We start from the raw sequence: 13,834 nt of genomic DNA, 5'->3' as shown, positions 1-13,834 counted from the left end.
GTGCTGCATTCACAAAAAGTATGGTGAAAATTCAGAGAGAGAAGGGGGATAATAGATGTAATTCTTAGTATCTACGTTAGATATGGAAAAAAATTCTTTAGCTCCAATAACTTCAAACTCACTTACCCAGGACTTGAAAATATTGGGTTCGGAAGAAGTAGACTTATCACTGAACGTTAATAATGTCTCCTATACCCTGAAGATAGAACCTCGTGTGACTTTACTGGATGCACTACGGGAAAAGCTGGGTCTGATTGGCACTAAAAAAGCTTGCGATCGCGGTGAATGTGGTGCATGTACTATTTTAGTTAATGGTCGGCGAATTAACTCTTGTATGACTCTAGCAGTAATGCACATCGACGCTGAAATTACCACAATTGAGGGATTAGCACAAGATGGCAAACTCCACCCCATGCAAACAGCCTTTATTACTCATGATGCTTTTCAATGTGGCTACTGCACATCAGGCCAAATTGTCTCAGCAGTGGGGATGATATTAGAAGAAGCGCCCCAATCGGAAGCAGAAATTCGAGAAAAAATGAGTGGAAACCTTTGCCGTTGTGGAGCATATCCTAATATTATTGCGGCGATTCGGGATGTGTTAGAGGAAATGTCAGATGCAGCCATTTAGTTATGCTAAAGTTACTTCACAAGAAATTGCGATCGCTACAGTTGAGCAAGACCAAACTGCTGCATTTATTGCTGGTGGCACAGATTTATTGGGATTGATGAAGGATGGAGTCCAAACAGCGAATATATTAATTGATATTAATAGTTTGCCCTTAGCAGATATTGAATCTCAAGCTAACGGAATTCGCATTGGTGCAGTCTCTCGAATGAGTGATGTGGCTTTTCATCCCAAAATTCAGGAGTGCTATCCAGTAATTACTCAGGCTTTATTGCAAAGTGCTTCACCACAACTGCGAAATATGGCAACAGTGGGCGGTAATTTACTGCAACGAGTCCGCTGTGGCTACTTTCGCGATCCGGTTTTTCCTTGTAATAAACGCACTCCCGGTGTAGGTTGTTCGGCAATTACAGGTTACAATCGAATGCACGCTATTTTCGGAGCTAGCGAACATTGTATTGCTGTGCATCCTTCCGATTTAGCTGTAGCCCTGACGGCATTAGATGCAGTGATTTGCATTCAAGGGACAGAAAAATTACGGCGAGTTTCAATTCATGATTTTTATCTCTTGCCAGGTGAGACGCCAGAAAAAGAAACTCTATTACAGCCTGGAGAATTAATTGTTGCCATTGAAGTTCCAGATTCTGCATATAAGTCCCATTATTTAAAAGTCAGAGATCGAGCTTCCTACGAATTTGCTCTCGTTTCCGTAGCTGTTGCTTTAGATATAAAACAAGACACGATCGAATCAGCACGCATCGCTTTTGGGGGAGTAGCACCCAAACCTTGGGGGGCAAGGGATGCTGAAGAATTTCTCCAAGGAAAACCAATCAATGAAGCTACATTTACAGATGCAGCCGCAGTCGCTATCAAAGAAGCAAAACCGCAAACACACAATGAATTCAAAATTGAATTAGTCAAACGCGCTTTGGTACGCGCACTCTCAGTTGTAGCAGAAAAATTATGAATAAAATTATCGGTAAACCACTCGATCGCGTTGATGGCAGACTGAAAGTAACGGGAGAAGCACCTTACACAGCCGATGTCCCAATAGAGAATTTAACTTATGGAGTGATTTTTCAAAGTGCGATCGCCAGCGGTAAAATTATCCAAATAGACACAACCGCAGCTGCAATCGCCCCTGGTGTGTTAGATATCGTTACTTACCAGCAAACCCCATCTCTGGTAAAAATACCCTTCTTTGGCCCTCCACAACCTCAGTCAACCGAAAAAGACCATAACATCTACTACGATGGTCAGCATTTGGGGATTGTAATTGCCCAAACTTTAGAACAAGCCGAAACTGCTGCGTCTAAGATAAAAATTATCTACGAAGAAGCCATTGCTACAGTCACAACGGCACGTGCAGAGATATTTGAACCCGAATCAGTATTTTTTGGCATGATGCCAGCTAAAATCACCAGAGGCGATATTGAATCAGGGAAAGCACAGGCAGATGTGGTGGTAGAGCAAATTTATACCACGCCAATGGAACATCATAATCCCCTAGAACCTTCTGCAACCATAGCGATGTGGGAAGGGGATAATTTGACATTGTATGAAACCACTCAAGGCATTTCTGCAACACAAAGAGCGATCGCATCTGTTCTGAATATTCCTCAAGAAAATGTCCGCGTCATCTCCAAGTATTTAGGGGGAGGATTTGGTTGTAAAGCCATGCTGCGATCGCATACTATCCTGGCAGCGATCGCAGCTCGTCAAGTAAAGCGCTCTGTGAAAGTTGTGCTAACGCGATCGCAAATGTACACAGCTTGCGGGCACAGATCCCAAACTCAGCAGCAGCTAACATTAGGTGCAACCAAAGAAGGTAAACTAACCCTCATCAATCACATTGGTACATCTTTAACTTCCACGTTTGATGACTTTGTAGAACCTGTGGGTGCAGCAACAACAATCATGTACGCCTGTCCCAATTTGGAAATTAAATACCGTTTGGCACGCATGAATACTGCCACACCAACCTTTATGCGCGGGCCAGGAGAAGCAACAGGAATGTTTGCCTTAGAATCGGCAATGGATGAACTGGCATCCGCCTTAAATATTGACCCGATTGAACTAAGACTGAAAAATCATGCAGATATCGATCCGCATAAAGGATTACCTTGGTCAAGTAAATCCCTGAAAGAATGTTACCAAAAAGGGGCAGAAATTTTTGGTTGGTCACAACGCAATCCAATTCCCCGTTCCATGCGGGATAATCATTTCCTGATTGGTTGGGGAATGGCAAGTGCGACATTTCCCACCAACGCTCAAACTGCATCAGTTAAGGTAAAAATTTTTGCTACTGGAGAAGTGAAAGTACAAAGTGGCACTCAAGACATCGGTACTGGGACTTATACAGTGATGACGCAGGTAGCCGCTGAGGTGTTAGGCTTACCAGTGCAGTTTGAACTGGGTGATAGCAATCTCCCCAAAGCCCCCATGACAGGGAACTCAATTACAGTTGCTAGTGTTTCTCCGGCGGTGCATAAAGCAGCGATCGCGGCACGGGATAAAATAATTCAAATGGCGATAGTAGATGCAAATTCTCTGCTTTATGGGTTTCAAATAGAAGATATTACCGTTGAGTCAGGGCAAATATTTTTAAAACAAGACCCATCGAAGCGAGACAGCTACACCGAAATTCTGCGCCGTCACGGTTTAGAAAGTTTAGCAGTTACAGAGGAATCCTCACTCAGCCCAGAAAGCAAACAATACGCCAAACATTCATTTGGGGCGATATTCGTCGAAGTTGCAATTGATGAATTATTGGGAGAAATCAAAGTCAGACGTTGCGTAGGCGTTTATGATGCTGGGCGAATTCTCAACTTCAAGACAGCGCGGAGTCAAGTTATCGGCGGAATTACATGGGGAATTGGTATGGCGCTGATGGAGAAGACTGTAATGGATACCAATCAGGGCAGAATAGTTGGTGCTAACCTTTCCGATTACCTGATTCCGGTTCATGCAGATATCCCAAATATGGAAGTGCAATTTGTTGAAGAACACGATCCTTATGTGAATGCACTAGGAACCAAAAGCCTGGGGGAACTGCCGATTGTTGGGGTAGCTGCTGCCATATCTAATGCAGTTTATCACGCCACAGGTAAGCGGATTCGCGATCTGCCAATTACACCAGATAAGCTGCTATGAGTGAATACTGCGATCGCTAGTTAATGAGATAGTAATATACATCATTCGCAATCCAGAAGCTTCCAAAACCAGTTCTCCTGATTTGGGACTTCCAACAAATAAATTATCCAATCTTGTGGGGTGGGCGTCTCGCCCGCCCCAAGCCTTGGGCGGACAAGATGTCCACCCCACAAGAAGTAGTTGAGTATTTTTTTATTTGGAGTTCCCTTTGTAATTCAATAACTTGTTTAAATTTAGGTTAATAAAAAGTTATTTATCCTTAACTACTGTTTTATAATGCCCCTTAACTACAGCATCTTGCTCTAGTTACCGCAGATTCAGGGGAAAATTTGATGAACCAGGGGCAACGTACTCCTAAATCAAGGAGATATTTGACTGAATTAGTTCAGACTTATACTGTTAAAGCTTTAGACGCTGCAAAACAGTGGCGCGTCCAACTAATACGAAGGTTGTACAAGTATTCTTCGTGGAGCGTTGTGTCTCTATTCTTAGTCGGAGTTAGCTTGAGTACCGCGATCGCTGCGTGCTCTCCACGTAATGTCAATAATACTGGTAGTGCTAGCGCAACTTCCCATGATGTAACCCTAACATTTGTTTCCTACTCGGTTACTAGTGCGGCATACCAGCAGATCGTTCCCAAATTTATCGAACAATGGAAGAAAGAACATAACCAAAACGTTATTTTCAATCAAAGCTATGATGGCTCAGGTTCCCAAACTCTTGCCGTGATTGACGGTAAGGAAGCTGATGTGGTACACCTGTCACTTGCCCTTGACATTAACAAACTAGTTGAGGCAGGTTTTATTCAACCGGGTTGGGAAAAAGAAGCGCCTAACGATGCAATTGTTACCAAATCTCTAGAGGCGATCGCAATTCGTGAAGGTAATCCCAAAAATATCAAAACTTGGGCAGATTTGGCACGAGATGGCGTAAATGTGATGATGCCCGATCCCAGAACCTCTGGTGGCGCTCGCTGGAACTTCCTTAGCCTGTGGGGTTCTGCGATCAAAACAGGCAAAAATGAAAATCAAGCAATAGACTTTATCACCAAAGTCTATAATAATGCACCTTTATTGCCCAAAACTGCTCGCAATGCCAGCGAACTGTTCTTCAAAGATGGTCAAGCTGATGTTCTGCTCAACTATGAAAATGAGATGATTTTATCAGCACAAAATGGTGAAAAAGTCCCATTTGTTGTGCCTGATGTAAATATCTCCATCGACAATCCTGTTGCTGTTGTAGATAAAAATGTCGATAAACACGGAACTCGCGCGATCGCGGAAGCGTTTATCAAATTTCTTTACACCCCAGATTCGCAACGAGAGTTTAGCAAATTGGGATTTCGTCCCGTTGACTTAACGATCGCCAAAGAAACGGCAGCCAATTTTCCCAAAATTAAAACTATCTTCAAAGCTCAAGATTTAGGAGGATGGGACGAGATTCAGAAAAAATTCTTTGATGAAGGTGCAATCTTTGACAAAATTCGAGCTAAAAAGTCTTAGAATTTTCGTTATTTAATCATCTTCTCTAAAGCGATTTGCAAATCTTTTGTCAAATCGCTCACACCTTGCCTAGCCGCCAAGCGATCGCCTTGACAATTTTTCCAGCGTTCGGTTACTGAAATTGGCTCCCCTACGGTGATTTGTGTCTGTCGCAAACCTAACCGAGGTCGCCCTGGAAGTGTTGTATCCTGAATTCTAGAAAGCATATCGAATACAAGCAAAGTTGTTTCTGCAAACCGTTCCGCCGTCGGTTGTTCCTGAATATAAGTAGCTGTGACTGCAACAAAACTTTCCACTATCCGCATGTGCCGCATTCGCAAGTCTGCTTCTTGGGCAATCCAGTCTGCCAAACCACGTTTCAACGGTGGTAAAGCATTTATATCTGGCAAATCTTCCCGATAAATGTAATTCCAGCCAGCCTCTTCCAAACGGCGACAGCGATCGATGGGATTTCCCTGCGCCTGAACTCCAAAATATTGCTCGGCAACTTGTAAAGCCTTATCTAGTAAGCGATGAAGTCGGGCAATCAACACCTGATTAGGAGTAGCAGATTCATCAGTTGAGATGGTTTTTGGGATATCTTGATGATAGAAGCGCCGATAAAACTCTTCCATCTCGGTAATCAGATATTCAGCCAACCTACAGAGGCGTTGATAGTAAATCTCTTCGCCCTCACCCTGCTCAATTTCCATTGGCGATAAGCCACTATCAGCTTCCAACTTACTCAGCAGCCAATCCAGTTTAGACCAAGGTGGCTCAACGTAGCGATATTGGATAGCGATCGGTACAACGATTACAGTCTCAGCCCGGTTAGCTTTATGCAAGTCTTCTACACACCAGAACCCCAGTTGAGCAACACCGGGTTCCAGTGGGCTAACAATACCACTATGACCATTAGTACCGCCTTCGGGTGCCACTGCGATCGGGATTTTGCCATTAGCAAACAACTCCCGTGCAGTTTGAATAGCTTGCCGATCTAGTCGCCTACCACGATGAACCGGCACACCCCCTATCCGAGAAAACAACCAACCCAGCCACTTTCCAGCCCAAACCGTCATACCGCGATCGTAGAGAAAATAGCTGTGAACAAGGGATTGTAGTGTAATACCTTCCTGACGAGCAACCCGTGGCACAATGCGGGAAAGCAAATACAGCATACACAGAGGATCTTCCACCTCTGGGTGGCGAAATGCCAACAAAAAGCGAATTTTTCCAGCCTGAAATTGTTGATAAAGTTCAGCTAATACCTCAACATTCTTGGCTTCAATACGGACAATACCAGCCGTTAACCAAGGTCGAGTGCGGAACCGTAGTGCGATCGGCAGTAACCACCGAACAATCTGGAGTACCAGCGGGTTCAACCGTTGGGGAATAAATTTCAGTGGTGGTTGAGTAGACTGAATCGATCTAGGCAAGTCGCTCTCCAGATTATATTTCTAGCGATTGTACAACGTGGGGTCTTGGTTTTGCGTAAACCCAAAGAGAAGTCTGTGGCAACATCCTCCTACAGAATGCGTCTCAGCCAATTGTCGTTAAACACCGCTCAGTTTTACCTCTTCAACGATATACCCTAACTATCGAATCAAAAATTATATCAGAAAAAAATTCACAGATAAAAACCTGAAAACCCAGATTAAATAAGGCTTTCTTAATTTTGTATTTTGAATTGGTATTAGTTTTGATGTTTAGGAAAATTTCTGAATAAATAGCCAAGCACTGCCAAATTCAACACAAGAATCAATATTTTTATCGGAGAGAACCCCCGAATCAATTCATAAATTTCTGGCGGAATACTGATACCGACAAGTCCCAATACTAAGACATGTGCCCAACGCTTTTCATACCATAAACCAACGGCTTCAATACTGGTCACAATAGCATAAACTCCTGTTCCAATGCCGCTAAATGCCAATGTTCGGGGATTTAAGTTGAGAACTTTCTTTAAAACCCAATCAATAATTATCGATTTACCTTCTAAAACATAGTTTTCTGAAAAAGCCTCTAGAGTTTGATAATTTTTTAATGTCAATAATAAAGCAATGGAAGTAACCATAAGCAGCAAAGCGGCAAATGATTTGTAGACAACAATTGCCACTAATCCTAATGGACGCTTTTTCAAACAACCCCCTAATTATAATAAGTAAAACTTTGATAAACTCGCTCTCGATGATGCCAACTTAAACGCTTATTGTAGCAGTCTTTAATTGTCACATCTTTACCATTTTCGCCTTTATTCAAACAAGTAAACTAAATGTTGACTCCACTATTCCTGATAGCTTTATAGCCTCACCCAAAGGAGTGAGTAACAATTCACCCCATCGGGTGAACTAAATGTAGGAGGTTAAAGTTTATAACAAAGGAGACACTGTTACTAAGAAGAAAGCGATTAAACCTTACATAGTTAAGAATAAACCTATGAAACTTGCAACTTTGATTAATTCTGTAGTTATTATTAGTGCTCTTGCGCTTACATCTGGAGTTGCTAAGGCTGAATCACCTACAAATAACAACTATGCTGATGCTGGGCAAACAAACATAGCGATCAACTCTAACACATTAAGCAGTAATTCCCAGAATGCCAGCTATCTCACACCCTTTAATCTCGTTTCTCTTGCTTACCAAGGTGGTTTAGAGCAGGAGGGCATTCCCAGCGGAGGAACTTTGATCTTTGAACGCCAGAACAGAAATATTGTTGCGGAAGATTTAGTTAAGGCTGCTGTCAGTGCTAACAAATTACCGCCGCAAATTTTGAACGATCGCAATTACCTTAGTGCTGTCAAGTCACAGTTCACCTCTTTATCCAGAGATTTCTCTAACTAAGTATGGCTTTGGATAGGGGCAATTAGATGCAACACCAAGTTCCCTCTCCCCCTTGCCTACCAAGGATAAATAAGCCCGTTCCTTCATAGGGAATGGGTTTTTGATTGACCTTTTTGCGATCGCACATGCAGATAAATCATATCCAATGGAGATTAGCGGACTCGAACCGCTGACATCCTGCTTGCAAAGCAGGCGCTCTACCAACTGAGCTAAACCCCCATAAAATTATTAAAATAGTAGGTAACTTTGATTGCCCTTGTTATTGTAACTTATATTGTTCCATTATCAAAGGGATGAAGCCAGAAAATATCCAAGTTGTTGCAGCACTCTATAAATTTGTCAAGCTGCCAGATTTTGCCGAAAAACGAGATGCTTTGCTGTCTTACTGCCAAGCGCAAGGCGTGAAGGGGACCATTTTGTTAGCACAAGAAGGCATTAACGGTACAATTGCAGGTTCGCGTCAGGCGATTGATTCTGTACTCTGGTTTCTGCGTTCCGATCCCCGTTTAGCAGACTTAGAATACAAAGAGTCGTATACCGAAACCCCTCCCTTTGAGCGGATGAAGGTGCGGTTGAAGCCAGAAATTGTTACTTTGGGGTTGCCTGAAATTGACCCAAACGAGCAAGTTGGCACTTATGTCAACCCCCAGGAATGGAATGATTTGATTTGCGATCCAGAAGTAACCGTGATTGACACCCGTAATGATTATGAGGTGAATATCGGTACTTTCCAAGGAGCAGAAAATCCCCAAACTAGCTCATTTCGGGAATTCCCTGATTATGTGCGCCATCACCTCGACCCAACTAAACACAAGAAAGTTGCTCTGTTTTGTACGGGTGGTATTCGCTGTGAAAAAGCCTCATCCTTCATGCTTGCCCAAGGCTTTGCAGAAGTCTATCATCTCAAGGGCGGGATTCTCAAATATTTAGAGGAAGTTCCAGCACAAGAAAGCTTATGGGAAGGGGAATGTTTTGTCTTTGACGAGCGGGTAGCTGTCAGTCATGGGTTGGAAGAAGGAAGTCATGAGCGATGCTTCGGTTGTGGGCGGCCGATTTCTGAGTCAGATAAGGCGTCTCCCAAGTATGAGCAAGGGATCTCGTGCCCCTATTGTTTTGATAGCCTCACAGAGGAAAAAAGAGCGCGTCAGCAGGAAAAATGGCGTCACTACCAAACCCAAGTTGGGAACAAAAATCGGGATGTGAGTTCATAACAAAAGCGAGTTTTAAATGCCATCGTTCATAATTCTTCAGTCAAGGATAATTCAGAATTTAAGGGCAAAACTACTGTAAATGTAGTACCGACTCCAACTTCACTTGTGACGCTGATTTGACCCCTGTGAGCATCAACGCACCTTTTAACGATTACTAATCCCAATCCAGTCCCCTGAATTGATTGAACATTTGAGGCTCGGTAAAATGATTCAAAAAGTCGAGCTTGGTCTGATTCGGGAATGCCTATACCTCGATCTTGAATATAAAAATTTGCTACTTTCTCAATCGGGTCGCATATTAAATCAAACTGAATTTTCCCACCTGTTGGAGAATATTTAATCGCGTTTGAGAGTAAATTACTGAACATGTAATGTAAGAGTCCTTCATCCATTACAGCATCGGTGCGATCGCTATGACAGTTAAAAACAATTTCATCCACGCTACTTTCAACAAGAGAAAAATCTTCGATCAACTCTAGACAGAATTGCTCTAAGTTAAGTGGAGCCGGATTGTATACGAGCTTTTCTGCCTCCGCTCGACCCATAAACAACACTTCTTCCATCAGTTTTTCCATAGATTGCACAGCACCTTGAATTCGCTTTAAATAGATGCCTCTTTTTGCATCTGTCAAATTTGCTCCTTGCATTTCCATGAGTTCTACTGCGGTTTGAATAACAGTTAGGGGATTACGGAACTCATGAGATACGGTAGATATAAATAAGGATTTGAGACGGTTAAGTTCTTGCTCCTTCTCCAATGCTTGCTCTAGCAATTTTGTTTGGCGTCGTTCGCTAAGATCCCAAAAAACTATTACTACACCATTTATCTGGTCGGGTTGTCGCTTTAGTGGTGAAGCACTATCGCCAATTGGAACTCTTTTTCCGTCTTTTGTAATCAGTGATGTAAATTCTTTTAAATAAACAACCTGTTGCTCCCGCAACACTTTTGTCACTGGGTTTTCTAATGTAGCCTCTGTAACTTCATCGACAATATGAAAAATCTTCGTTGCCTCATTTCCTAAAGCATCTTTTTCCTGCCAGCCAGTCAGCGCCTCAGCTGCGGGATTCATGAATGTCACCCTTCCCTGCTCGTTAGTGGCGATTACAGCATCACTCATTGAGTTTAAAAGGGTTGCTAACCGATCTCGATTCTCTCGCAGATCGCGTTCTAACTGATGTTTTAACAGACCGATCTCGATTGCTATTTTTAAATCTTTTATAGTAAATGGTTTAACAATATATCCGAAAGGTTGGGTAATTTTTGCTCTTTCTAAAGTCCGATCGTCACCGTATGCGGTTAAAAAAATTATCGGGACATCTAACTGCTCGCGAATTTTACTGGCAGTAGCAATACCGTCCATCTCACCTTTAAGAATAATATCCATTAATATTAATTCTGGTTGAGTTTCCCATGCCTTGGCAATGGCAACTTTTCCAGACGAAGCTGTTCCCGTAACAATATATCCTAGTTGGCTGAGTTGGCTAGCAATAGTTCTAGCCACAATCACTTCATCTTCAACAACTAAAATCCTAGCTTGACCCATTTGATATTTACTGATGCAAAGTTAACTGCGTGAATTGGATTTTGAATACTGTTCCACGATCGCGTTCTAGAGTAATGTCGCCTTCTAGTTGTTCTGTAACCAAGTCATATACTAACGACAGACCCAAAGAATTAGTATTTCTCCAATCAAAATTATCTGGTAAACCAACCCCATTATCTCGGATAGTCATCTCGATACTATTACCGATATTGCGTAGAGCAATACTGATTTTGCCTGCTTGTTGGTTGGGAAAAGCGTGCTTGAGGGCATTGGAAATTAATTCGTTAATAACTAATCCACAGGCAATAGCTTGGTCAATATCCAAACTGACTGAATCGATATCAGTTTCTAAAGCAATTTTACCAGGAAATATTTGATAGGAAATTAGCAAGCTTGCTGCCAAATTTTGGATATAGTCAGCAACATCAATTTGTCCGATATTAGCGGAAATATACAAATTTTTATGAATTAGAGATATTGACTCAATCCGGTTCTGACTTTCTCGAAGAACTCTGATTACTTCTGGATCTTTGAGTGTTTGAGACTGAAGTTGTAATAGACCGGAGACAATTTGCAAATTATTTTTAACTCGATGATGAACTTCTTTTAACAGAACTTCTTTTTCAGCCAAGGCATTTTTTAACTTGACTTGAGCTTTTTGTCTTTGAATAAGTTCAGTTTGAGCTTGCTCAAGGATACTGGATTGTTGAATTGCGATCGCTAATTGAACTGTAACTCGATCGAGTAAATCTAATTGATTTTCTTCCCACTCGCGGAAACCAGAGCATTGGTGAGCAACCAGTAAACCCCAAAGATGAGAGCCTGGGTTTTTAGAGCTTACTTCTAGTAAAATGGGCACGACTAAATTTGCTTTGACTTCAAACTGTTCTAACAAGCGAATATGGCAATCAGTTAGTCCAGCTTCATAAATATTAGCGATCGCTCGTTTGCGTCCTTGATAATACTCCACTCCTGCGCCTGCTTGAAAACAAGTATCATAAATCTCTACGCCCAAAGAAACTGTCCATCCCGGTTCCACCGATTCAGCCATAATTGTGCCGATCATCTCTGAGTCAAACTGATAAACTAATACTCGATCGACCCCAAGTAAATTTCGCACTTCTTGAACTGTTGCATTCAGAATATCCTGGAGATTTAAAGATTGACGAATCCGTTGAGCAACGGTTCGCATCAATTGCTCCCGTTCGGCTTGGGCTTTTAGAGCTAGTTCAGTTTGCTTACGTTCTGTAATGTCTTGCCCAATACCGATAATTTGACCATTTGAAAGGTAAACATTAGTCCAAGACATATCTAGTAAACGACCATCGCGCACCTGAGTTTTAAAGTCACCCCAATTACGTTGTGCAGACTGAATAAAATTAATTGCAGATTGTCGATATTCAGGATTAGGGTATAACGTTTCCAAGACATCACATGTTTGGAAATCTTGCAATTTCCAACCTATAACATTTTCCCATTCTTGGTTCACCCACTGGAGTCTACCATTGGTATCAAAGAGGGCAATCATCAACGGTATACTCTCAAAAATTCTCCGCAAGAACTCATTGTGCTCTTGGAGTTTTGTTTCTGCATTTTTGCGATCGTTAATATCATAAAATGCTGTTAAAATTGCTGATTCATTATTAAAATTTAAATATTGTAGTGAAGCGATCGCCCAAAAATAAGTTCCATCTGCTCTTTTTAATTGAAGTTCATAATTATGAATAAAGCCATGTTGATTAAGAATTTTTAAAATTACTTCTAAATCTTCTAAATTATGATATATATCTAATAAACTTTTGTGATTAACTTTGGACTCTGGAGAAAACCGAAATGTTTGAAGAAACTCTGGATTAGCGTATAAAATGAACCCATCAGACACACGCGAAATAATGAATGGAACAGGAATGGCTTCAGAAATGACTCGAAATTTAGCTTCAGTTTGCTGAAGAGTTCTTTCTACTCGTTTGTGTTCTGTAATGTCTCGTATATTAACCAACCGAGCGTTATAACGGCCATAGTTTATTGTATGTGTGACAACTTCAACATCAATAATCTGCCCGTCTTTTCGCCGATGTCGCCATTGTCCAGCAAAGTGTAAGTTATGGTACTTTTGCCCTAAATATTCCAGTAAGATAGGCACATCTTCTGGAGGGCGAATGTCAGTTGTTCGCATTTGCAAGAACTCTTCTCGTGAGTAACCGTAGCAAACAACAGCAGCTTCATTTACATCTAAAAATTGCAGATTATTTTGGTTATATACCCACATGGGATTGGGATTTTTAGAGAAAAGGAGATTAAAACTCCTTTGACTATCATCAATTACTTTTTGCCGATGTAACTCTAAATACCTGATGATTTGTCGAGCCAATTGTTGTAAGGCTGTCTGCTCTTTAACACTCAAGCTTCGCGGTACAAAATCAATTACACAAAGGCTACCTAATGCAAAACCGCTTGAGGTAATGAGGGGAACTCCCGCGTAAAAGCGAAAATAATCATTCGATGTTACAAGGGGATTTTTTGCAAACCGTTCATCTTGCAAAGTGTCAGGGATAATTAATATTTGATTTTGCAAGATAGTATAACTACCAAAGGAAATACTTCGAGGAACTTCCGATATAATTATTCCGATTTTGGACTTGAACCATTCCCTTTCTGCGTCAACTAGGCTAATGAGAGCGATTGGTGTTTCACAAAGGTTCGCAGCTAATTGAGCTAATTCATCAAAAATTTCTTCTGATGGCGTATCTAAAATTTGATATTGATTAAGTACTTCTAGGCGTTGGCTTTCATTTTCTGGAAATAACATTAGTGGTTGTGTAACAAAATTTTTTTAAAATACCAGATTTTTTAGGTTATTTTTTGAAGTGTTCATATATCTTGATTAAACAAGATACTAATATGGTAAAAGTTACTATTCTTTGCTGTCCGTTAAGAATTTCATATTTATGTTGATTTACTGTTCCTCCAACAGAA

Annotated in this window: 11 protein-coding genes and 1 tRNA gene; 6 read left to right on the top strand and 6 right to left on the bottom strand. The window is 41.4% G+C overall.

Annotated features, from left to right (window positions below):
• Positions 1-82: 82 nt before the first annotated feature.
• From V7L01_RS27950 to V7L01_RS27940, 3 genes are read left to right on the top strand one after another with little or no spacing between them, the layout of a single operon-like run.
• The gene (locus V7L01_RS27950) at positions 83-631 is read left to right on the top strand and encodes a (2Fe-2S)-binding protein (RefSeq protein ID WP_335040615.1); all 549 of its coding nucleotides are present in this window, start codon (positions 83-85) and stop codon (positions 629-631) included.
• Positions 618-1,595 carry an FAD binding domain-containing protein gene (locus tag V7L01_RS27945; protein ID WP_335040613.1) on the top strand — a complete coding sequence of 326 codons (978 nt, stop codon included), beginning with the start codon at positions 618-620 and terminating at the stop codon, positions 1,593-1,595. The genes V7L01_RS27950 and V7L01_RS27945 overlap by 14 nt, the downstream gene beginning before the upstream one ends.
• Positions 1,592-3,781 (top strand): xanthine dehydrogenase family protein molybdopterin-binding subunit, encoded by a 2,190-nt coding sequence (locus tag V7L01_RS27940; protein WP_335040610.1) that lies wholly within the window; start codon positions 1,592-1,594, stop codon positions 3,779-3,781. The genes V7L01_RS27945 and V7L01_RS27940 overlap by 4 nt, the downstream gene beginning before the upstream one ends.
• On the opposite strand, the gene V7L01_RS27935 is transcribed toward V7L01_RS27940, so the two are convergent.
• Positions 3,776-3,952: a hypothetical protein gene (locus V7L01_RS27935; protein WP_335040608.1), complete on the bottom strand. Its 177-nt coding sequence runs from the start codon at positions 3,950-3,952 to the stop codon at positions 3,776-3,778. The two genes, V7L01_RS27940 and V7L01_RS27935, sit on opposite strands and share 6 nt — an antisense overlap.
• A gap of 161 nt (positions 3,953-4,113) precedes the next feature.
• Here V7L01_RS27935 and V7L01_RS27930 point away from each other — a divergent pair, with 161 nt between their 5' ends.
• Complete coding sequence (locus tag V7L01_RS27930; protein WP_442937031.1) at positions 4,114-5,283, top strand: sulfate ABC transporter substrate-binding protein; 1,170 nt, start codon at positions 4,114-4,116, stop codon at positions 5,281-5,283.
• An 8-nt stretch (positions 5,284-5,291) separates the two neighbouring features.
• Here the strand turns inward: V7L01_RS27930 and V7L01_RS27925 are convergent, their stop codons facing one another.
• A complete protein-coding gene (locus V7L01_RS27925; protein ID WP_335040604.1) occupies positions 5,292-6,698 on the bottom strand; it encodes a lysophospholipid acyltransferase family protein in 1,407 nt (468 codons plus the stop codon).
• 257 nt (positions 6,699-6,955) lie between these two features.
• Entirely contained in the window at positions 6,956-7,402 is a 447-nt protein-coding gene (locus tag V7L01_RS27920; protein WP_335040601.1) for a DUF2127 domain-containing protein, read from the bottom strand.
• Positions 7,403-7,698: 296 nt separating this feature from the next.
• On the opposite strand from V7L01_RS27920, the gene V7L01_RS27915 reads away from it, so the two are divergent.
• On the top strand, positions 7,699-8,103 hold the full coding sequence (locus tag V7L01_RS27915; protein ID WP_335040599.1) for a hypothetical protein: 405 nt from the start codon (positions 7,699-7,701) through the stop codon (positions 8,101-8,103).
• A gap of 146 nt (positions 8,104-8,249) precedes the next feature.
• Here V7L01_RS27915 and V7L01_RS27910 read toward each other — a convergent pair.
• Positions 8,250-8,322 (bottom strand) — tRNA-Ala (locus V7L01_RS27910).
• A 74-nt stretch (positions 8,323-8,396) separates the two neighbouring features.
• On the opposite strand from V7L01_RS27910, the gene trhO reads away from it, so the two are divergent.
• Positions 8,397-9,314, top strand: a complete 918-nt coding sequence (trhO, locus tag V7L01_RS27905; RefSeq protein ID WP_335040597.1) for an oxygen-dependent tRNA uridine(34) hydroxylase TrhO — start codon at positions 8,397-8,399, stop codon at positions 9,312-9,314.
• Between the two features lie 26 nt (positions 9,315-9,340).
• On the opposite strand, the gene V7L01_RS27900 is transcribed toward trhO, so the two are convergent.
• On the bottom strand, positions 9,341-10,858 hold the full coding sequence (locus tag V7L01_RS27900) for a hybrid sensor histidine kinase/response regulator (RefSeq protein ID WP_335040595.1): 1,518 nt from the start codon (positions 10,856-10,858) through the stop codon (positions 9,341-9,343).
• A 7-nt stretch (positions 10,859-10,865) separates the two neighbouring features.
• Positions 10,866-13,667, bottom strand: a complete 2,802-nt coding sequence (locus tag V7L01_RS27895) for a PAS domain S-box protein (RefSeq protein ID WP_335040593.1) — start codon at positions 13,665-13,667, stop codon at positions 10,866-10,868.
• Positions 13,668-13,834 lie beyond the last annotated feature (167 nt).

This window comes from Nostoc sp. (assembly GCF_036917095.1).
GTDB lineage: Bacteria > Cyanobacteriota > Cyanobacteriia > Cyanobacteriales > Nostocaceae > Nostoc.
Note: the sequence above shows the minus strand (reverse complement) of the source record. Positions and strands in the feature narration are given on the sequence as shown.